Origin of the sequence: Streptomyces sp. G-G2 (assembly GCF_030063135.1) — a bacterium.
Classification (GTDB): Bacteria; Actinomycetota; Actinomycetes; order Streptomycetales; family Streptomycetaceae; genus Streptomyces.
In genome coordinates this window covers 110521-129799 of sequence record NZ_JASISO010000012.1, presented here as the reverse complement: position 1 = coordinate 129799, position 19279 = coordinate 110521, and the positions used below count along the sequence as shown (strand labels likewise).

General features: G+C 73.6%; 17 protein-coding genes. 6 read left to right on the top strand and 11 right to left on the bottom strand.

What is annotated here, in order from left to right:
- The first annotated feature begins 148 nt into the window (after positions 1–148).
- Complete coding sequence (gene rox / locus QMF80_RS12685) at positions 149–1585, top strand: rifampin monooxygenase (protein ID WP_283452660.1); 1437 nt, start codon at positions 149–151, stop codon at positions 1583–1585.
- Between the two features lie 114 nt (positions 1586–1699).
- On the opposite strand, the gene QMF80_RS12680 is transcribed toward rox, so the two are convergent.
- Complete coding sequence (locus QMF80_RS12680; RefSeq protein ID WP_283452592.1) at positions 1700–2104, bottom strand: DUF5997 family protein; 405 nt, start codon at positions 2102–2104, stop codon at positions 1700–1702.
- A gap of 58 nt (positions 2105–2162) precedes the next feature.
- Between QMF80_RS12680 and QMF80_RS12675 the strand changes: the two genes are divergently transcribed.
- Positions 2163–2954, top strand: coding sequence for a LysR family substrate-binding domain-containing protein (locus QMF80_RS12675; protein ID WP_283452591.1), 792 nt, complete (start codon positions 2163–2165; stop codon positions 2952–2954).
- Between the two features lie 555 nt (positions 2955–3509).
- Positions 3510–4094, top strand: coding sequence for a chitin binding peritrophin-A domain-containing protein (locus tag QMF80_RS12670; protein ID WP_283452589.1), 585 nt, complete (start codon positions 3510–3512; stop codon positions 4092–4094).
- Between the two features lie 124 nt (positions 4095–4218).
- Here QMF80_RS12670 and QMF80_RS12665 read toward each other — a convergent pair whose 3' ends face one another.
- Both QMF80_RS12665 and QMF80_RS12660 read right to left on the bottom strand, forming a co-directional pair.
- Positions 4219–4794: a histidine phosphatase family protein gene (locus QMF80_RS12665; protein WP_283452587.1), complete on the bottom strand. Its 576-nt coding sequence runs from the start codon at positions 4792–4794 to the stop codon at positions 4219–4221.
- 31 nt (positions 4795–4825) lie between these two features.
- Positions 4826–6253, bottom strand: coding sequence for an aminotransferase-like domain-containing protein (locus tag QMF80_RS12660; protein WP_283452586.1), 1428 nt, complete (start codon positions 6251–6253; stop codon positions 4826–4828).
- On the opposite strand from QMF80_RS12660, the gene QMF80_RS12655 reads away from it, so the two are divergent.
- Both QMF80_RS12655 and QMF80_RS12650 read left to right on the top strand, forming a co-directional pair.
- Positions 6252–7163 carry a DMT family transporter gene (locus tag QMF80_RS12655; protein ID WP_283452584.1) on the top strand — a complete coding sequence of 304 codons (912 nt, stop codon included), beginning with the start codon at positions 6252–6254 and terminating at the stop codon, positions 7161–7163. The genes QMF80_RS12660 and QMF80_RS12655 overlap by 2 nt on opposite strands.
- Before the next feature lie 56 nt (positions 7164–7219).
- Entirely contained in the window at positions 7220–7417 is a 198-nt protein-coding gene (locus QMF80_RS12650) for a DUF1918 domain-containing protein (RefSeq protein WP_283452582.1), read from the top strand.
- 16 nt (positions 7418–7433) lie between these two features.
- On the opposite strand, the gene QMF80_RS12645 is transcribed toward QMF80_RS12650, so the two are convergent.
- The gene (locus QMF80_RS12645) at positions 7434–8672 is read right to left on the bottom strand and encodes a glycoside hydrolase family 10-like protein (protein ID WP_283452580.1); all 1239 of its coding nucleotides are present in this window, start codon (positions 8670–8672) and stop codon (positions 7434–7436) included.
- Positions 8673–8826: 154 nt separating this feature from the next.
- Here QMF80_RS12645 and QMF80_RS12640 point away from each other — a divergent pair, with 154 nt between their 5' ends.
- Positions 8827–9720 carry a 3-hydroxybutyryl-CoA dehydrogenase gene (locus tag QMF80_RS12640; RefSeq protein WP_283452578.1) on the top strand — a complete coding sequence of 298 codons (894 nt, stop codon included), beginning with the start codon at positions 8827–8829 and terminating at the stop codon, positions 9718–9720.
- 19 nt (positions 9721–9739) lie between these two features.
- Here the strand turns inward: QMF80_RS12640 and QMF80_RS12635 are convergent, their stop codons facing one another.
- From QMF80_RS12635 to QMF80_RS12605, 7 genes are all read right to left on the bottom strand, one after another.
- Positions 9740–10270: an NUDIX hydrolase gene (locus QMF80_RS12635; protein WP_283452576.1), complete on the bottom strand. Its 531-nt coding sequence runs from the start codon at positions 10268–10270 to the stop codon at positions 9740–9742.
- Positions 10271–10323: 53 nt separating this feature from the next.
- Positions 10324–11682, bottom strand: coding sequence for an NsdA family TPR-like regulatory protein (locus QMF80_RS12630; protein WP_283452574.1), 1359 nt, complete (start codon positions 11680–11682; stop codon positions 10324–10326).
- Between the two features lie 264 nt (positions 11683–11946).
- Positions 11947–13035, bottom strand: coding sequence for a PP2C family protein-serine/threonine phosphatase (locus QMF80_RS12625; RefSeq protein ID WP_283452572.1), 1089 nt, complete (start codon positions 13033–13035; stop codon positions 11947–11949).
- Positions 13036–13204: 169 nt separating this feature from the next.
- Positions 13205–15748, bottom strand: a complete 2544-nt coding sequence (pheT, locus tag QMF80_RS12620; RefSeq protein WP_283452571.1) for a phenylalanine--tRNA ligase subunit beta — start codon at positions 15746–15748, stop codon at positions 13205–13207.
- On the bottom strand, positions 15748–16875 hold the full coding sequence (gene pheS, locus QMF80_RS12615) for a phenylalanine--tRNA ligase subunit alpha (RefSeq protein ID WP_283452569.1): 1128 nt from the start codon (positions 16873–16875) through the stop codon (positions 15748–15750). The genes pheT and pheS overlap by 1 nt, the downstream gene beginning before the upstream one ends.
- Before the next feature lie 152 nt (positions 16876–17027).
- Complete coding sequence (locus tag QMF80_RS12610) at positions 17028–18224, bottom strand: sensor histidine kinase (protein WP_283452567.1); 1197 nt, start codon at positions 18222–18224, stop codon at positions 17028–17030.
- Between the two features lie 55 nt (positions 18225–18279).
- A complete protein-coding gene (locus QMF80_RS12605) occupies positions 18280–19143 on the bottom strand; it encodes a TrmH family RNA methyltransferase (RefSeq protein ID WP_283452565.1) in 864 nt (287 codons plus the stop codon).
- Positions 19144–19279 lie beyond the last annotated feature (136 nt).

Genomic DNA, 19279 nt, shown 5'->3' with positions numbered 1-19279 from the left:
AAGGAGGTCTCGCACTCCTTGCCACTATCAAGATATAGCGCACCGGGGGGCTTGCGGCAAGGCCCCGGTCGTGCAGCAGAATCGCCCTTCGACACCAGAACCTGGCGAATTGAGAGATTCGCGAAGTACCTGCTGAATGGGCGTTTCCATGATGGACGTGATCATTGTCGGCGGCGGCCCGACCGGCTTGACGCTGGCGGCCGAACTGCGACTGCACGGCGTGCGCACGCTCGTGCTGGAGAAGGAGGCGGAGCCCTCCCCGCAGTCCCGCGCGCGAGGTCTGCACGCGCGCAGCATCGAGCTGATGGACCAGCGCGGTCTGCTGGAGCGGTTCCTCCCGCTCGGCGAGAAGTTCACCGTGGGCGGGTTCTTCGCGGGCCTCGCCACGACGTGGCCCACCGACCTGGACACCACGCATGCGTACGTCCTCGCCATCCCGCAGGCGGTCACCGAGCGGCTGCTGACCGAGCGCGCCCTCGAACTCGGCGCCGAGATCCGGCGCGGCGCCGAGCTGGTCGGGCTGAGCCAGGACGACGACGGGGTCACCGCCGAGCTGGCCGACGGCACGCGGCTGCGCTCGCGCCACCTCGTCGGCTGCGACGGGGGCCGCAGCGCGGTGCGCAAGCTGCTCGGCGTCGGTTTCCCCGGTGAGGCCGCCACGGTCGAGACGATGCTGGGCCACATGGAGCTGACCGCGGACGCGGCGACGGTCGCCTCCGTCGTCGCTGAGGTCCGCACGACCCAGCTGCGGTTCGGCGCGGTCGCCAACGCGGAGGGCCAGGAAGGCGTGTACTTCGTGGTCGTGCCCGCCGACGGCGTGGCCGAGGACCGCGCGACCGCGCCGACCCTGGAGGAGTTCAAGCGGCAGTTGCGGGCCACCGCGGGCACCGACTTCGGCGCGCACTCACCCCGCTGGCTCTCCCGCTTCGGCAACGCGACCCGCCAGGCCGAACGCTACCGGGTCGGCCGGGTGCTGCTGGCGGGCGACGCGGCGCACATCCATCCGCCGACCGGCGGCCAGGGGCTCAACCTCGGCGTCCAGGACGCCTTCAACCTCGGCTGGAAGCTGGCGGCCGAGGTGGACGGCTGGGCCCCCGAGGGGCTGCTGGACACCTACGAGAGCGAACGGCACCCGGTGGCCGCCGACGTACTGGACAACACCCGCGCGCAGATGGAGCTGATGTCCACCGAGCCCGGTGCCCAGGCGGTGCGCCGGGTGCTGGCGGACCTGATGCGGTTCGAGGAGGTCAACCGGCACCTGATCGCGAAGATCACCGGGATCGCCGTCCGCTACGACGTCGGCGAGGGCCACCCCCTGCTCGGCACGCGGCTGCGCGACCTGGAGCTGAAGCGGGGCCGCCTCTACGAGCTGACCCACGAGGGCCGCGGGCTGCTGCTCGACCAGACCGGACAGCTGTCGGTGGAGGGCTGGGCGGACCGGGTCGACCACGTCGTGGACGTCAGCGAGGAGCTGGACGCGCCCGCGGTGCTGCTGCGCCCGGACGGGCACGTGGTGTGGGCCGGTGCGGACCAGCGGGAACTGCTCGAACACCTGCCCAGGTGGTTCGGCGCCGCGACCGGCTGAGCGCGGACGGCCCGGCGGACGGTCCGCCGGACCGCTGGACCGCTAAACGCGAACGCACCGGTGCCCCGGGCCCGGCGGCACGGCCGCGGGCCCGGGGCACCGGTGGACGCGGGGTCAGGAACGCTGGTCCTGGGACTTCGCGGCGCGCTCCGCGTCGCGCGCCTTGATGCGGACCGTTTCCTTGCGGACCTCGGCCTGCGTGGTGCGCTCCTTCTGGAGCCATTCGGGCTGCTCGGCCTTGATGGCCTCGATCTGCTCGGTGGTGAGGGCGTCCGTGACGCCCCCGCGCGCGAGACCGGCGATGGAGACGCCGAGCTTCGACGCGACCACCGGGCGCGGGTGCGGACCGTTGAGGCGCAGATCCTGGAGCCACTGGGGCGGATCGGCCTGGAGGGCGGTCAGCTCGGCGCGGGAGACGACGCCCTCCTGGAACTCGGCGGGTGTGGCCTCGAGGTACACACCCAGTTTCTTCGCCGCGGTCGCGGGCTTCATGGTCTGGGTGTTCTGGTGCGACGTCATGGTGTCAAGAGTATCGAGCGTGTGCGCTACCTCCGACCACGACCGGTAACCTGGCCGGGTGACAGGCTCGGAAACACCCCCTTCGTTCCGGCTCGCGTACGTCCCGGGAGTGACGCCCACCAAGTGGGTGCGGATCTGGAACGAGCGGCTGCCCGACGTCCCGCTGACCCTGGTCCAGGTGACCCCCGGTGAGGCGCCCGGTCTGCTGCGCGACGGCGGCGCCGACGCGGCCTTCGTCCGGCTGCCGATCGACCGTACGGACCTCAGCGCGATCCCCCTCTACACCGAGACCACCGTGGTCGTGATCCCCAAGGACCACCTGATCACGACGTCCGAAGAGGTCGCCACGGGCGATCTGGCCGACGAGATCGTGCTGCACCCCCTCGACGACACCCTCGACTGGGAGCAGCTCCCGGGCAAGCCGGCGTTCGAGCGCCCGGCGACGACGGCGGACGCCATCGAGCTGGTGGCGGCGGGGATCGGCGTACTCGCCGTCCCGCAGTCCCTGGCCCGGCTGCACCACCGCAAGGACCTCACCTACCGGCCGCTCACGGGCGCGCCCGAGTCGCGCGTCGCGCTGTCGTGGCCCGAGGAGGAGACCACCGATCTGGTGGAGGAATTCATCGGGATCGTGCGCGGTCGTACGGTCAACAGCTCGCGGGGACGTACGCCGACCCCGCCGCAGCCGAAGAAGGCCAAGGCCAAGCGGCCCGACGCCGCGGCGGGCGGCCGAAAGCAGGCCGGGGGCAGGCCCGCGGCCGGGAAGAACCCGCGCGGCGCCTCCGGTGGCGGAGCGAAGGGCGGCGGCGGCAAGGGCGGCGCCAAGCGGGGCAAGCCGCGCGGCCGGTAGCCGACCCGACTCTCACGGCTGCGGGCCTGGCGCGGGAGCTGGGTCCGCCGCGGCACGCGGACCTGACGCAGGCCGCGGGGCCGCCGTACGGCACCTGGCGCCATCGGCGCTCCGGCCGCCGGGGCGGCCCCCCGGTGCGGGCGTTCCTTCGCGGACGAGCGCCGGGCGCACGGCCGGCCGCTGTTCGACGAGCGGCTGCGCCCCTCCCTGGCGCAAGCCCCGCGCCCCGTCGAACCCCTCGGGTGACGCCCGACACTCCCTGCCGCGACGGGAAACCGAACATTCGACCGCGTGAACAGCTGACGGAGTGCCGGGCCGGAGGCGAAATCCGGCCACGGGGCTCCTGGTGGCGGCCCCGCGACCCCCGCCCCGTCGACGTCCGCGCACACCAGGCCGCCGGACGGCCGGTGCCGGGTCTCGGGCGGGCCGCGCACGGCCGCTCCGACGGGCTCCCGCGTGGCGGGAAACAGAGCGTTGCGGTCGGCGCCCCCGCGTCCCTACAGTCCCCTCTGCGTTCATCTCATCACACAGGGTCACATGTCAATGGGGGCAGCAGTGTCACGCTCACGCACCATCACCCGCCGCGTCGGCCGACTCCTGGCGGGCAGCGCCCTCGGAGCACTGGTGGCGATGGGATTGGGCGCGACGCCCGCAGGGGCCGCCGCCACCGGGGACTGCGGGGCCACCAACCGGCTGCCGCGCCCGCAGGACCAGCGGTTCTACGTCCAGTGCGCGAACGGCATCGCCACCGCGCTGCCCTGCCCCACCGGCCAGGTCTTCGACCTCGCCCAGCAGACCTGCGACCTGCCCGAGCGGGTCCGCCCGGCCGTGGCCACCCTCACCAGCGCCGGGCCCGCCAAGCTCAGCGGGCTGCTGTTCGGCGTGAAGAACCTCAGCACCACCGTCCGCATGACCGACGCCCCCGCCGGGCTGGACGGGGTGCCGGTCACCTTCACCACCGTCGGCGGCAAGACGCTGTGCACCGCCGTCACCGACCAGTTCGGCGCGGCCCGCTGCGACACCCCGTCCCGGCTGAACCTCCCGCTCGACGAGATCCTGCGCGGATACCGGGCCTCCTACGCCGGGATCACCGGGATCTACCGGCCCTCCTCGGCCACGGGCACCATCGCCCTGCTCTGACCGGCATGCGGGACGGAGCCCGCGCCCGTGGCCGCGCCCGTGCCTGCGCCCGCGAACTCTTCGGGCGGCCGGCCGACCCCGGGGCCTCCGGCACCCGGCCGCTGTCCCCCGGGCAGGCCGGGCCTCACACGGTCGTCTCCAGCGAGAGGTGCCAGCGGCCCGCCCACCCGTTGAGGGTCACCGTGGACAGCGGGCGGACGTCCACGTTCCAGTAGGTCTGCGGCGGCGCTCCGAGGGCGAAGACCAGCGCCGCGCGGACCACGGCGGGTTCGGCCACCGCGACGATCGCGTCCCCGTCGTCGGCGGGCCGGGTGTCCAGCCAGCCGCCGATCCGCGCGATGAAGGCGAGCAGGGACTCCCCGCCGTGCGGGGCCGCGCGCGGATCGGTGAGCCAGAGGTCCACCGCCCCCGGCTCGCGCGCCGCGACCTCGGCCAGGGTCAGCCCGCGCCAGCGGCCCATGTCGCAGTCGCGCAGCGCGGGCTGGGCGAGCGGCGCGAAGCCGAGGGCCCGGCCGGTGGCGCGACTGCGGGCCGTGGGCGAGCAGTAGCGCAGCTCGGCCGCCCCCAGGGGCACCAGCCCGTGCGCGGCGGTCTCCACGGCCCGCCAGCCGACGGTGTCGAGCGGCCGGTCGTCGTCGAAGCGCTCGGCGAGCAGCGAGGAACTACGGGCTGCGGTGACGAGCGAAACCCGAACATGCATGCGGCGATGGTGAGCCGAGCGCCGCATGGGGTCAAGCCTCTGAACCGCCCCCGCCGCGCATCTTCTGGACGGCCGCCGCGAGTTCGCCGGGACCGGCGACCCCCGCGAAACTGAGGCGTACGTGCGGACCCGGAGGTTCCGCGCAGAAGTACGGACGACCGGGCGCGACCGCCACCCCCGCCCGCAGCGCTCCCGCGACGAAGGCGGCCTCGTCCGTCCCGTCGGGCAGCCGCGCCCACAACTGGTACCCCCCGGACGGCATGTGCGGCAAGGTCAGTTCCGGCAGCTCCCGGCGCAGCGCCCCGGCCAGTACCTCCCGGCGGTGGCGCAGTCCCGCCGCGACGGTACGCAGGTGACGCGGCCAGGAGGGCGCGCCGACCAGCTCCAGCGCGGCCTCCTGGAGCGGCCGGGGGACGAAGAAGCTGTCCACGACCTGGATGGCGCGGAGCCGGTCCAGCACCGGCCCGCGGGCGGCCAGCGCGCCCACCCGCAGGCTGGGCGAGGTGGCTTTGGTCAGCGAGCGGACGTGCACCACCACCCCGTCGGTGTCCTCGGCGGCCAGGGTCGCCGGCAGCGGTCCCGCGTCCTCGTGGGCCAGGGCCCGCGCGTAGTCGTCCTCGACGACGAAGGCCCCGGCGGCCCGCGCGATCCGCCGCACTTCGGCCCGCCGCTCGTCGGCCAGCACCGATCCGGTCGGGTTCTGGAACAGCGGCTGGCACACGAACACCCGCGCGCCGGTGGCGTCGAAGGCCGCGGCGAGGAGGTCCGTACGGACACCGCGCTCGTCGCAGGGCACCGGCACGGGCCTGCACCCGGAGGCCCGGGCGATCGCCAGCAGCCCGGGATAGGTCGGGGACTCGACCAGGACCGGCGCCCCGGGCGGGGCCAGTGCCCGCAGGGCGGTGGTGAGCGCGCTCTGCCCGCCCGCGGTGACCAGGACGTCGGCCGCGGTGAGCGGGCCGCCGATCTCGCGGGCGAACCAGTCGCGCAGTTCGGTCAGCCCCTCGACGGGCGGCCGGGACCAGACCCCGGGCCGCCGTCCGGCCCGCGCGAGGGCGGCGGCGAGGGCCCGTTCGGGCTGGAGCGAGGAGTGCAGGTAGCCGCTGTTCAGCTCGATCACCCCGGGCGGCGGGGCCGCGAGGCAGACCATCACACCGGAGGCGTCCACGGAGCGCGGCACGAGGTCGCCCTCGGCGCTGAGCGCGACCTCCTGCCAGGAGGTGTCCACGGCGGCCGGGGCCCCGTCACGCGGCGCGGCGCGGAACACCCCGGCTCCGGGACGGGTCACCACGAGGCCTTCGGCGGCGAGCTGGGCGAGCGCCCGGGAGACGGTGACCGGGCTCACCCGGAACCGCTCGACCAGGGACCGGCTCGACGGCAGCTTTCCACCTACCGAGTAGCGGTTGAGTTCATCCCGAAGGGATTCTGCTAGCTCAGTCACGCTGCTACGCTCGTACATGACAGCACAGAATAGCGCTACTCTCCCCGCACCGATAGCGGTTCAGGGCCACACCGGCCGGGCGAACGGCACCGTCCTCGCCGCTCTCGGCGTCGTCGCCTTCTCCCTCACCTTCCCCGCCACAGTGTGGGGCATGGAGAGTTTCGGGCCCTGGTCGTTCGTCGCCCTGCGCAGCGTGCTGGCCGCCCTGATCGCGGGCGTCTTCCTGCTCGCCCTGCGGGTCCCGCTGCCGGGCCGCGCCCACTGGGCCGGGCTCGCGGTGGTCGCCGCCGGGGTGGTCATCGGCTTCCCCCTGCTGACCACGCTGGCCCTGCGCACCTCCAGCACCTCCCACGCCGCCGTGGTGGTCGGCCTGCTGCCCCTGACCACCGCCGCGCTCGCCGCGCTGCGCACCGGGGTCCGCCCCTCGCCCGCCTTCTGGGCCGCCGCCGTAGCCGGGGCGGTGGTGGTCCTCGGCTTCACCCTCGCGCAGAGCGGCGGGGCCCTCTCCGCGGGCGACGGCTTCCTCTTCGCCTCCCTCCTGGTGTGCGCGGCGGGCTACACCGAGGGCGCCCGGCTGACCAAGGTGCTGCCCGGCTGGCAGGTCATCGGCTGGGCGCTGGTGCTGTGCCTGCCGCTGACCCTGGCCGGGTCCGCGCTCGGGGTCGCGCACGAGCCCGTACACCTGACCGCCCACGGGATCACGGGCCTGCTGTGGGCGGCGGCGGGCTCCAGCTTCCTCGGGCTGTACGTCTGGTACCGCGGGATGGCGGAGATCGGCCCGGCGCGCGCCAGTCAGCTCCAGCTCGCCCAGCCGCTGCTGACCCTGGTGTGGGCGGTGGCGCTGCTCGGCGAGCGGCTGACCCCTGCGGCGCCGCTCGCCGCGGGCGCCGTACTGGTCTGCATCGCGGTGACACAGCGGGTCAAATAGTCCTGAACAGCCGTAAAATTACTGTCACCGACCGGACCGGCCCTAGGGAGGTCAGCATGCATGCGACCGAGGGTGACCAGCTGGTGCAGCACGGCAGGATCGTCGGTGAGAACGACAAGGTCGGCGAGATCCTCCAGGTCCTGGGGGACAACGGGACCCCGCCCTACCGGGTGCGATTCCAGGACGGCCACGAGGCGCTGCTGGCCCCCGGGCCGGACTGCGTCATCCGGCACCCCGACTCCTACCGCCATTGAGGAAAGCGCCCGCGGGTCAGCGCGGCGGGACCCGCGTCGGATAGTGGTCGGCGACGACCCGCGCCATCGCCCCGTTCGGGTCCGCGACCACCTGCTTCGCCGAGAAGTACAGGTGGCCGCGGACCTCCGGGTAGCGGGCGGCCGCGCTCAGGTGCCGGGACAGCTCCGCCGGGTCCCGCCAGGCCTCCGTGGCACTGTCCGCATCGCAGCGGTACAGCGCCTCCCCCACGCACAGGTCCACCCCGGTGCCCCGCACGGTCTTCGACCACCAGTCCACGAGCGTCTCGTAGTCGCACTGCGGGTGCCCGATCTGCCAGTACAGCTGTGGGGCGATGTAGTCGAGCAGCCCCTCCCTGACCCACTTGCGGGTGTCGGCGTAGAGGTCGTCGTACGTCGCCACGCCGGCCCGGGTCGGCGAGCCGAGCGGGTCGTCCTCCTCGTTGCGCCAGACCGCGAACGGGCTGACCCCGAACCGGACTCCGGGCCTCGCCGCCTTGATGCCCGCGGCCGTCTCCCGTACCAGGGTGTCGATGTTGCTGCGTCGCCAGTCGGCGCGCGAGGCGAAGCCGGAGCCGTGCTCCCGGAAGGCCTCGTCGTCGTCGAAGTACGCGCCGTCCACCGGGTAGGGGTAGAAGTAGTCGTCCCAGTGCACCGCGTCGAGGGGGTAGCGGACCACGGCATCGAGCATGGCCCGCTGCACGAAGCGGCGGACCTCCGGGAGCCCCGGGTTGTAGTAGAGCTTGCCGCCGTACGGGAGCGCCCACCCGGCGTTCACCCGGGCCGGGTGGTCCGCGGCCAGCAGGGACAGCCGCGTGTGGTTGGCCACCCGGTAGGGGTTGAACCAGGCGTGCAGTTCCAGGCCCCGGGCGTGCGCCAGGCAGACCGCGGTGCCCAGCGGGTCCCAGCCCGGGTCGCCGCCCTGCCGCCCGGTCAGCCATTGCGACCAGGGTTCCAGCGCGGAGGGCCACATCGCGTCGGCGGTCGGGCGGACCTGGAGGACCACCGCGTTCAGCCGACGCTCTACGGCGGTGTCGAGGAGCGCGACCAGCTCCGCCTCCTGCGCCTCGGCGCTCAGCCCGGTCACCGAGGGCCAGTCGATGTTCTCCACGGAGGCCACCCACATCGCGCGCAGCGCGGGCTCCGGCGCCCCCGGGGCGACCGCGGCCACCGCGCGCGTACTCGTCCCCGCGGCCGTCACCGCGGCCAGTACCCCGACCGCCCCCGCCAGCAGTCCCCGTCGGCCGATGTGCGCCATGTGTCCGCTCCGTTCCGCACAGTGATATTGATCTCGGTGGGCCCAGCATGCCCGCCCCGGGCCGTCATCAGGCGCAGGGTCGGGAGTAACGTCGGGGGTCGTGGCGGGCGCCGGAAAGCAGTTACCACTGCCGAGTACGGGGGACCCGCGATGGATGAGCAGCGAAAGGCACGATGTGACGGACCTCCCTACCGACATCGCACGCGTCGGCGTAGTGGGCTGTGGCCAGATGGGCGCGGGCATCGCGGAGGTGTGCGCCCGCAGTGGTCTCGAGGTGAAGGTTGCCGAGACCACCGGCGAGGCGCTGGAGATCGGCCGTACCCGGCTGCACAACTCCCTGATGAAGGCCGCCGAACGCGGCAAGATCACGGAGGAGGAGCGGGACGCCACCCTGGCCCGCCTGAGCTTCACCACGGACCTCGGCGAGTTCGCCGACCGTGACCTGGTCATCGAGGCCGTCGTCGAGAACGAGCAGGTCAAGACCGAGATCTTCCAGGTGCTCGACCAGGTTGTGACCCGCCCGGACGCGATCCTCGCCTCGAACACCTCCTCCATCCCGCTGGTGAAGCTGGCCGTCGCCACCTCGCGTCCGGACCAGGTCATCGGCATCCACTTCTTCAACCCGGCCCCGGTGCAGCAGCTCGTCGAGCTGATCCCGGCGCTGACCACGGGCGAGGAGACGGTCAAGCGGGCCGAGGCCCTGGTGCGGGACGTGCTGGGCAAGCACGCCATCCGCGCCCAGGACCGCAGTGGCTTCGTGGTCAACGCGCTGCTGATCCCGTACCTGCTGTCCGCGATCCGGATGTTCGAGTCGGGCATCGCGAGCCGCGAGGACATCGACAACGGCATGGAGCTGGGCTGCGCCCACCCGATGGGCCCGCTGAAGCTCGCGGACCTGATCGGCCTGGACACGGTGGCCTCGGTGGCCGACTCGATGTACTACGAGTTCAAGGAGCCGCTGTACGCCGCTCCCCCGCTGCTCCAGCGCATGGTGGACGCGGGCCGCCTGGGCCGCAAGACCGGCTCGGGCTTCTACCCGTACGGCTGACCGGCCCGCCCTCCGGGGTTCAGCCCAGGCGCAGGTGGTGCAGCAGCAGGAGTCCGGCCGCCATGTTGGCGGCCGGAACCTCACCGCGCGCGATCATGTCCGGCACCAGCTTGAGCGGTACCCACGCGCGGCGCGAGGACTCGAAGTCGTCCTGGGGATGCCCGATGTACGTCGCCCCGTCCGCCCAGTACAGGTGGTGGCGGGCGTCGGTGAGCCCGTTGGAGGGCTCGACGGTCATCAGGTGGTGGAGGGGGCCCGGGCGCCAGCCCGACTCCTCCTCCATCTCCCGGGCGGCGGCGACGGCGATGTCCTCGCCGTCCTCGACCACCCCGGCGGGCAGCTCCCAGCCCCAGCTGTCGGTGATGAACCGGTGCCGCCACAGCAGCAGCACCTCATTGGCCTCGTTGACGGCCGTGGCGACGGCGACCGGCCGCAGCCGGATGACGAAGTGGTCCAGGTGCTGCCCGTCGGGGAGTTCGACGTCCGCGAGGTTCACATCGAACCAGCGGTTCTTGTACACAGTCTGCTCACTCAGGTTCGTCCACTGCACGGTATTGCCACCTTCCGCATCTGTAGGTGGCAACATGGCAGCAGTTCCGACCGTCAGAGCGGAACGCGCAGCGCCCCGTCGATGAGGTGCGCCGTCTCACGCGCACCGGAGCATCCGCTGGTCAGCAGCTGTTCGCGGACCGTCCGAAGCCGGTCGCGCAAGCGCAGTGATTCCATCCCCTTGGCCCGCTCCGCCATTTCGGCCGCGGCCGCCACCGCCCGGTCGGCCTCCCCCTGGCGCAGCTGGATCTCGCACAGCATCGCGAGGCGGTGCACCCGGCCCCGGTCGTGCGCGGGGGTCCCGACGGCGGCCGTCGCCTGCTCGTGCGCGGCGTCGAGTTCACCAAGACCGAGCAGCGCCTCGGCCACCTGCACATTGACCAGGCCGGGCTGTACGTACCCGGTCTCGTCCGGTTCGCTGCCCGGCCGGATCCGCTCGGCGGCGGCCTCCGCGTACCGGATGCAGGTCAACGCGGAGCTGGTGTCGCCGAGTTGGGCGTACGCCTTGGCCTGCATCGCGTAGAGGTCGGCGGCCAGTGCCGGGGTGGTGTGGCGGCCCGCCGCCCGTAGGGCCGCCTCCGCGAAGGCCACGGCCTGGCGGAACTCGCGCAGGTGCAGGGACTGGTTGACGAGCAGCGCGATCACATAGGCGCCGAGCCCCCGGTCCCCGCTGGCCTTGGCCAGCCGCAGTGCCTGGTGGAAGTAGCGCTGGGCGAGCCCGTGGGCGTCCGAGTCGTACGCGCAGATCCCGGCCACCGCCACCAGCGACCCGGCGGCCCGGTACAGCCCCCGGCCCAGCGCGTCGGGGTAACTCCCGCGCAGCAGCGGGGCGGTCTCGCTGCCCAGGAAGCGGACGATCCGGTCCCGGGTGGCCACCCCGCCCGCCCGGCGGTACATCAGCTCGTAGTGGGCGCGGGCGGCCCGCAGGATCTCGATGTGCTCGGGACCGACCGGGGTCGGCCCCGAGCGGGACACGTCGGCGTCCTCGGGCGGGTTCTCCCACTCCCAGACCGGGATGACGGCCGGGGTGCCGCAGACGGCCCCGGCGGTGAGCAGGTGCGGGCGGGCCTGGCCGTCGGACCGCCACAGCGCGGTGGCCCGGTCGACGAACCCGCCCAGCGGGGAGCCGGGCGGCCCGCCGTCCGTGGCGGTGGCGGCGGGCGAGCCGGGAAGGCCGAGCCCGATGTCGTCCAGCGAGAGCGGGCGCCGCAGCCTGCTGCCGAGCACCTCGCAGAGCAGGTCGGGGACCTGGCCGCGGGGGCGCTGGCCCTTGAGCCAGCGGGCGACGGCGGTGTGCTCGTAGCGCAGGGCCAACCCGCGTCCATGGCCCGCCTGGTTGACGTGCGCGGCGAATCCGGCGTGGGACATGCCCGCCTCGGCGAGGAGGGCATCGAGCAGTGCGTTGGGCTGCATGGGCCGCTCCAAGGGCTCGTCGCTGTCAGGTTAGTGGGTGCTCGGTTCACACGGGGTGTGAACCGGGTGCGCGCATAAATGCGCCGCACACCCTGCCGCGGCGGGGCCCCGGAGCGGTTCACTGAAGAGCCTCACCAAGAGGTAGCCCGGGTCGTCGGCTCCCCCTCGAACAGTGCGACGACCCGCACTAGCGCCGCCCGTTCTGCTGTCTGCCCGACACTCCATGGCAGGCGGGCGGCGCGTCCCACCCGTCCCGCTCCACGGTCAGGCCGGGCCCAGCCGGTCGTTGCGCAGCACCAGCAGCGCGACGTCGTCGGCGAGCCGCCCGCCGGTGTGCCGCAGCAGGGCCGCGTGCACGCCCGCGACCAGCCGCGCGGGCGTGAGCGCGGTGGTGGCGGTCTCGGTGACGGCGCGGGCGAGCGGGAAGAAACGGCCGGCCCGGTCGCGGGCGTCGGCGATGCCGTCGGTGTGCAGGAAGAGGGCCTCGCCGGGGCCCAGCGTGCCGAACGCCTGGGCGGGAAGCGGGTGCGGCAGCGGCACGACCCCCAGCGGCGGCAACCTCTCGCCCCCGTCCAGCTCGCGCACGTCCACCTGCCACGGCTCCCCGGGGCCGCGCCCCGGACCCCGCTCCTCGATCGCCGGAGGGGCCGGGAACGCCACCCGCCGGGCCGGGCGGCCCGAGTCGCCGCGGGCGACTCCGGCCCCGCCCGCGGTTGAGCCGGCCCCGGAGGGCGAACCGGCCCCCACCCGGCAGGGTTCCGCCAGCCACCGCAGGGCGTACGGCCACGGGTGGCCGCAGTTCAGGGCCAGCAGGGTCCCGTCCGGCGCGATCTGGAGCAGCAGCACCGTCACGAACTCCTCCGGCTCCCCCCGCACCTGCCGCGCCAGGGCCCGTTCCATCCGCCGCAGCACCCCGCCCAGCGTCGCCTCGTCGTACGCCGCTTCGCGGAACGAGCCCAGGACCGCCGCGGCCACCCCCAGCGCGCCCAGCCCGTGACCGCGTACGTCGCCGATGACCACCCGCACCCCGAACGGCGTCCCCACGGCCTCGTACAGGTCGCCGCCCACCGACAGCTGGGCCGCGGCCAGGGTCAGGCCGTCGATCCGGGCCGGGACCGGCCGCAGCAGCGCCCGCTGCACCGCGCCCGCGAGCTCCTGGCTGCGCCGCAGCTCCGCGAGCAGCACCTTGCGGATGTGCAGCGCGCAGCCCGTGGCCAGCAGCAGAAAGGCGGCGCAGCTCGCCAGCCTCGGTCCGAGCGGCCCCGGCGAGGCCAGCTCCCAGGACACGGCGGCGCCGCCCCAGGCAAGGACGCACACCCGGCGCACGTGGGGCATCTCCCCGCGCGTGATCATCCGTTGGGCCTCCCCTCGGCCGCAACGATTGTGTCCACCGACAGGTTCATGAGACACGGGTCGCCGGGGTTCTCACCCGAACGAGTGAGGAGGGGGTCGCCAGCGCCCGCCAAAGCGTGGGGGGCGCACCCGGTGACCCGGATGCGCCCCCCACGTGGAACGGACGGTGCTACGCGCCGCGCAGGACCGCTCCCGTGCGCTCGCCCGCGAGCGCCACCGCGGCGTCACGGGCAGCCGTGGACTCCTCCGCGGTCAGCGTGCGGTCCGCCGCGCGGAAGCGCAGCGCGTAGGCGAGGGACCTCTTGCCCGTGCCGACCTGCTCACCGGTGAACACGTCGAACAGCCGCAGCGATTCGAGGAGTTCACCCGCGCCCTCGCGCAGCGCGCTCTCGACCTCGGCGGCCGGGACGGACGCGTCGACGATCAGTGCCACGTCCTGGGTCGCCACCGGGAAGGTGGAGATCCTGGGCGCCTGGAGGGCCTCGCCACCGGCCGCCGCGAGGCGGTCCAGGTCGATCTCCATCGCGCTGGTACGGGCGGGCAGACCCAGCGCCTTGACGACGCGCGGGTGCAGCTCACCGGCGTGGCCGATGACCTGCTCGACCCCGTCGAGGGTGACGACGAGTTCGGCGCAGCGGCCCGGGTGCCAGGGGCCGTACTGGCCCTGGCGCACGACCAGCTCGGCGCCGGCCTCGACGGCCAGCGAGCGGGCCGCCTGGACGGTGTCCGCCCAGTCGGCCGGGTGACCCTTGCCCCACCAGCCCGCCTGCTCGCGCGCACCGGCCAGTACGACCGCGGCGTGCCGCGGCTGCGCGGGCAGGGCCGCGTTCAGGGTGGCGATCTCCTCGACCGTGGGACGGCGGTCGACGGGCAGCCGCACCGCGACGCCCGGCCGCGGACCGGCCCGGAAGACCGAGCCCGTCTCGAAGAGCGCGAGGTCGTGGCTGCCGCGGCTGTCGTTGCGGCGCAGGGCGCCCAGCAGCCCCGGCAGCAGCGTGCTGCGCAGGGCGGGCTCCTCGTCGGAGATCGGGTTGACGAGGGTGACGACCTGGCGGAGCGCGTCGTGCGCGGGGAGCTGGAGCTGGTCGAAGACCTGGGCTCCGAGGAACGGGTAGCTCAGCGCCTCCACGTAACCGGCCCCGGCCAGCGCGCGGCCGATCCGGCGGTGCAGCCGCTGGCGCCCGGTGAGCCCGCGGCCCGAGGGGGGCTGCGGCAGGGTGGAGGGCAGGTTCGCGTAGCCCTCCAGCCGGATGACCTCTTCGGCGAGGTCGTTGGGCTCGGTGAGGTCGGGGCGCCACGAGGGCACGGTGACGACCAGCTCGTCCTGGCCGTAGACGTCGCAGCCGACCTCCTGGAGGCGGCGAACGACGGTCTCGCGGCCGTACTCCACGCCCGCGACCCGGTCCGGGTGGTCCGCGCGCATCGCGATGGAGCGCGGGGCGGAGGGCGCCGACAGTTCCGTGACGCCCGCCTCGGCGGTACCGCCCGCGAGCAGCACCAGCAGGTCGACGGTGCGCTGCGCGGCGGCGGCGGCGGCCTGCGGGTCGACCCCGCGCTCGAAGCGCTTGGACGCCTCGGAGGCGAGCTTGTGGCGGCGGGCGGTGCGCGAGATCGACAGCGCGTCGAAGTGCGCCGCCTCGATGACCACGGAGGTGGTGCCCGAGACCGGGGGGGTCGACCCAGAAGGATCAAAAGGTGTGGTGACGGAGTCGGCGATCTCCGTGTTGGCGCCGCCCATGACTCCGGCGAGGCCGATCGGCCCGCTGTTGTCGGTGATCACCAGGTCCTCGGCGTCAAGCGTGCGCGTGACGCCGTCGAGGGTGGTGAGCTTCTCGCCGTGCTCCGCGCGGCGGACGCCGATCGGACCGTCCACGCGGGAGCGGTCGTAGGCGTGCAGCGGCTGGCCCAGTTCGAGCATCACGTAGTTCGTGACGTCGACCGCGAGCGAGATCGGCCGCATGCCGGCCTTCTGCAGGCGGCGGGACAGCCAGATCGGCGAACGGGCCTCGGGGTCGAGGCCGGTGACCGTGCGGGCGGTGAAGCGGTCGCAGCCCTGCGGGTCGCTGATCTGCACCGGGTAGCCGTACGAGTTGGGGCCGGGGACGTCGAGCAGCGCCGGGTCGCGCAGCGGCAGCCCGTAGGCCGTCGCCGCCTCGCGGGCGACGCCGCGCATCGACAGGCAGTAGCCGCGGTCCGGGGTGACGGCGATGTCGAGGACCTCGTCGACCAGCTCCAGGAGCTTGATCGCGTCGGTGCCGACCTCGTACTCCGGGGGGAGCACGATGATGCCGTGCGTGCCGTCGTCGCCCATGCCCAGCTCGTCGCCGGAGCAGATCATGCCGTGGGAGGTACGGCCGTACGTCTTGCGCGAGGCGATCGCGAAGTCGCCGGGCAGCACCGCGCCGGGGAGCACCACGACGACCTTGTCGCCGACGGTGAAGTTCCGGGCGCCGCAGACGATCTCCTGCGGTTCGCCGGTGCCGTTGGCCTGGCCGACGTCGACCGTGCAGAAACGGATCGGCTTGCGGAAGCCGTCGAGCTCCTCGATGGTCAGGACCTGGCCGACGACCAGGGGGCCCTGGAGACCGGCGCCGAGCTGCTCGACGCGCTCGACCTCGAGACCGGCGTCGACGAGCCGCGCCTGTACGTCACGACCGGTCGCGCCCGCGGGCAGGTCGACGTACTCCCGCAGCCAAGAAAGCGGGACCCGCATCAGATCTCCATCCCGAACGGCCGGGTGAAACGAACGTCACCCTCGACCATGTCTCGCATGTCTTCGACGTTGTGGCGGAACATCAGCATCCGCTCGATGCCGAACCCGAAGGCGAACCCGCTGTACTTCTCGGGGTCCACACCGCAGGAGATGAGCACCTTGGGGTTGACCATGCCGCAGCCGCCCAGCTCGATCCAGCCCTCGCTGGAGCAGGTACGGCACGGGCGGTCGGGGTTGCCCACCGATTCGCCGCGGCACACGTAGCACTGCATGTCCATCTCGGCGGACGGCTCGGTGAACGGGAAGTAGTTCGGGCGCAGCCGGGTGGTCATGTCCTGGCCGAAGAGCGCCTGGACCATGTGGTCCAGGGTGCCCTTGAGGTCGGCCATGGTCAGGCCCTCGTCCACGGCGAGCAGCTCGACCTGGTGGAAGACCGGGGTGTGCGTCGCGTCCAGCTCGTCGGTGCGGAAGACCCGGCCGGGGCAGACGACGTAGACGGGGGGCTCGCGCTCCAGCAGCGTGCGCGCCTGCACCGGGGAGGTGTGGGTGCGCAGGACGACACCGGACTCGTCGCCCTCGGTGCCGTCCGGCCCCTGGACGAAGAAGGTGTCCTGCATCTGGCGCGCGGGGTGGTCGGGGGTGAAGTTGAGGGCGTCGAAGTTGAACCACTCCGCCTCCACCTCCGGACCCTCGGCCACCTCGTAGCCCATGGCCACGAAGATGTCCGCGATGCGGTCCATCAGCGTGGTCAGGGGGTGGCGGGCGCCCGCCGGGACGCGGTCGTAAGGCAGCGTGACGTCCACGGCCTCCTCGACGAGCACGCGCTCGTCGCGCTCCGCCTCCAGCTCGACCGTGCGCGCGCCGAAGGCCTTGTTCACGGCTCCCCGGGCCTGGCCGACGCGCTTGCCCGCCTCGGCCTTGGCCTGCGGTGGCAGCGCGCCGATCTCGCGGTTGGCGAGCGCCAGGGGCGAGCGGTCGCCCATGTGCGCGGTCTTCGCCTCCCGCAGCGCGTCGAGGTCGCCGGCGGACGCGAAGGCGGCGAGCGCCTCGTCCCGCATGCGCTCGATCTCATCCGGTTTCAGTGCCTCGACCTCAACAGGGTCGTACGACTTGTTCGGTGCCGACATCTCTTCCCGTACTTCCGATGGCTGGCTGGTGGGTCCCCCGCGCGACACACTCGACGCGCTCGGCACAAGGACACAAAGGTGCCAAAGCACGAGTCTAAAGGTCGCTGGGGGTGAAGGGGCCCGAGGGCCGCCTGACGAGACGCTCCGCAGGGCTACTGCGTGAGGTACGCCGGGGCGGCGACGGGCAGGATAAATCGGAATTCGGCGCCGCCGCCGGGGCCGCGCCCGACCGTGATGGTGCCGCCGTGGGCTTCCACGATGCCTTTGACGATGTACAGGCCCAGACCGGTGCCGCCGCGCTTGCTGCCCCGCCAGAAGCGGGTGAAGACGCGGCGCATGGAGTCCTCGGGGATGCCGGGGCCTTCGTCGGTCACGGTGACGGCCGTACCCATCTCGTTGTCGTTCTTGGTCGCGGTGGCACCGGCGGGAGCGGGTGCCACCTCGATGGTGACCGTTCCCTCGCCGTGCCGCACCGCATTTTCCAGCAGGTTCCCGAGGATCTGGTCGATCTTGTCGGGGTCGGCCCACAGGTCGGGGAGCGGGCTCGCGACCCGCACGAAGAAGCGGTCGGGGGCCTGGCCGTTCGCGATGAGCGCCTGGACGTGCCGGGCCACGGCGGTGGCGATGTCCACGGGCTGGCGGCGCACCTCCAGCCGTCCGGAGTCGATCCGGGAGATGTCGAGCAGCTCGGCGATCAGCCGGGTGACCCGGTTGGCGTCGGCGTCGACGGTCTCCAGCATGAGGCGCTTCTGGTCGTCCGTGAACCGTTCCCACTTCGCCAGCAGGGTGGCGGTGAACCCCTTGACGGAGGTGAGCGGGGAGCGCAGCTCGTGCGCGACGGTGGCGATCAGCTCGGCGTGGCTGCGCTCGGTGCGCCGCCGGGCCTCGGTGCCACGCAGGCTCACCACAAGGCGGCTGAGCGGTCCGGTGGGGTGCGTACGGACGTAGTGGGCGGAGACGAGGACCTCGCGGCCTCCGGGGAGCAGCAGGTTGCGCTCGGGCTGCCCGCGCCGGGTGGCGAGGCCGCCGTAGGGGTCGGTGAGCGTCCACCAGCGGCGGCCCTCCAGGTCCTCCAGGGGCAGCGCGCGCTCGATCCGGTCGCCGAGGGCCTTGCCGGGGTCGACGGCGGTGATCCGGGCGGCGGCCCGGTTGAAGCAGATGACCCGCCCGGCGTGGTCGGCGACGACCAGCCCGTCGGGGAGGTCGTCGGGGTCGATCCCGAAGCCCGCGCCGGACGCGTCGCCCGGACCGGCGCCCACGAGGGCCGCGGCCGCGCGTCCGCCGCCCCGCTGGGGCGGGGCCGACGCGTCGGTGGCCTCCCGCGGCGAGCTGTTCGTACCGACGGTCATGTCCCCGTACCCCACATCTCCGGTCGGCGCAGTGGGCCCCCGGGGCGCCACATTACTAGCTGGGGGTCACGGAGCGGCACCCTCCGGGCGCCCGCTGTGCACGCGCGGAAGCGTAGAGGCACACGGCGGCGGCCGTGGCGAGGTTGAGGCTTTCCGCCTTGCCGTGGATCGGGACGCGCACGACGGCGTCCGCGAGCGCGCGGGTCTCCTCCGGCAGGCCCCAGGCCTCGTTGCCGAACACCCACGCCGAGGGGCCGCCCATGGTGCCCGCGTCCAGCTCGGCGTCGAGGTCGTCCTCGCCCGCCCCGTCGGCGGCCAGGATGCGCACGCCCGCCGCGCGCAGCCCTTCGACGGCCTGCTCGACGGGGACGCCCACGGCCACCGGCAGGTGGAAGAGGGAGCCCACGGAGGCCCGTACGGACTTGGGGTTGTAGAGGTCCACGGAGGCGTCGGTGAGGACCACCGCGTCCGCTCCGGCGGCGTCGGCGCAGCGCAGTACGGTGCCCGCGTTCCCGGGGTCGCGGACGTGCGCGAGGACGGCGACCAGCCTGGGACCCGCCTTGAGGACCTCTTCGAAGGAGGTGTCCAGGAAGTGGCAGACCCCGACCAGGCCCTGCGGGGTGACGGTCTGGGAGACCTCGGCGAGCGTCTCGTCGGAGGCGTAGTGCACGCGCGCCCCGGCGGCGAGCGCCGCCTCGACGATGTCGTCGTAGCGCTCGGCGGCCTCGACGGTCACGAACAGCTCGATCAGGGTCGCGCCCGCCGCGCCGCGGTGCTCGGCGGCCTCACGGACGGCCTGCGGGCCCTCGGCGATGAAGCGGCGCTCCTTGGTACGGAAGTTGCGGCGCGCCAGGCGCCGTGCGGCGGCCACCCGGGGGGATCGCGGGGAGATCAGCTCGGCGGGGGCGGGAGTACCCATGGCGGTCGGCTCACTTCCGTACGTACTGCGGGTCGAAACAGATCGAAACAGCTGGTCAACGCACCGGACCCGCAGGCACGTACGGCCTGCGGGTCCGGGCGGTAGCCAGTGAAGGCTGGGGAGCCGGTGAGGGCTC

Excerpts from the sequence above, each read along its gene's own strand:
- rox (WP_283452660.1), top strand. The coding sequence starts at position 149 with ATGATGGACGTGATCATTGTCGGCGGCGGCCCGACCGGCTTGACGCTG.
- QMF80_RS12680 (WP_283452592.1), bottom strand. The coding sequence starts at position 2,104 with ATGACGTCGCACCAGAACACCCAGACCATGAAGCCCGCGACCGCGGCG.
- QMF80_RS12665 (WP_283452587.1), bottom strand. The coding sequence starts at position 4,794 with ATGCATGTTCGGGTTTCGCTCGTCACCGCAGCCCGTAGTTCCTCGCTG.
- QMF80_RS12655 (WP_283452584.1), top strand. The coding sequence starts at position 6,252 with ATGACAGCACAGAATAGCGCTACTCTCCCCGCACCGATAGCGGTTCAG.
- QMF80_RS12660 (WP_283452586.1), bottom strand. The coding sequence starts at position 6,253 with ATGTACGAGCGTAGCAGCGTGACTGAGCTAGCAGAATCCCTTCGGGAT.
- QMF80_RS12650 (WP_283452582.1), top strand. The coding sequence starts at position 7,220 with ATGCATGCGACCGAGGGTGACCAGCTGGTGCAGCACGGCAGGATCGTC.
- QMF80_RS12645 (WP_283452580.1), bottom strand. The coding sequence starts at position 8,672 with ATGGCGCACATCGGCCGACGGGGACTGCTGGCGGGGGCGGTCGGGGTA.
- QMF80_RS12640 (WP_283452578.1), top strand. The coding sequence starts at position 8,827 with ATGAGCAGCGAAAGGCACGATGTGACGGACCTCCCTACCGACATCGCA.
- QMF80_RS12630 (WP_283452574.1), bottom strand. The coding sequence starts at position 11,682 with ATGCAGCCCAACGCACTGCTCGATGCCCTCCTCGCCGAGGCGGGCATG.
- QMF80_RS12625 (WP_283452572.1), bottom strand. The coding sequence starts at position 13,035 with ATGATCACGCGCGGGGAGATGCCCCACGTGCGCCGGGTGTGCGTCCTT.
- pheT (WP_283452571.1), bottom strand. The coding sequence starts at position 15,748 with ATGCGGGTCCCGCTTTCTTGGCTGCGGGAGTACGTCGACCTGCCCGCG.
- pheS (WP_283452569.1), bottom strand. The coding sequence starts at position 16,875 with ATGTCGGCACCGAACAAGTCGTACGACCCTGTTGAGGTCGAGGCACTG.
- QMF80_RS12610 (WP_283452567.1), bottom strand. The coding sequence starts at position 18,224 with ATGACCGTCGGTACGAACAGCTCGCCGCGGGAGGCCACCGACGCGTCG.
- QMF80_RS12605 (WP_283452565.1), bottom strand. The coding sequence starts at position 19,143 with ATGGGTACTCCCGCCCCCGCCGAGCTGATCTCCCCGCGATCCCCCCGG.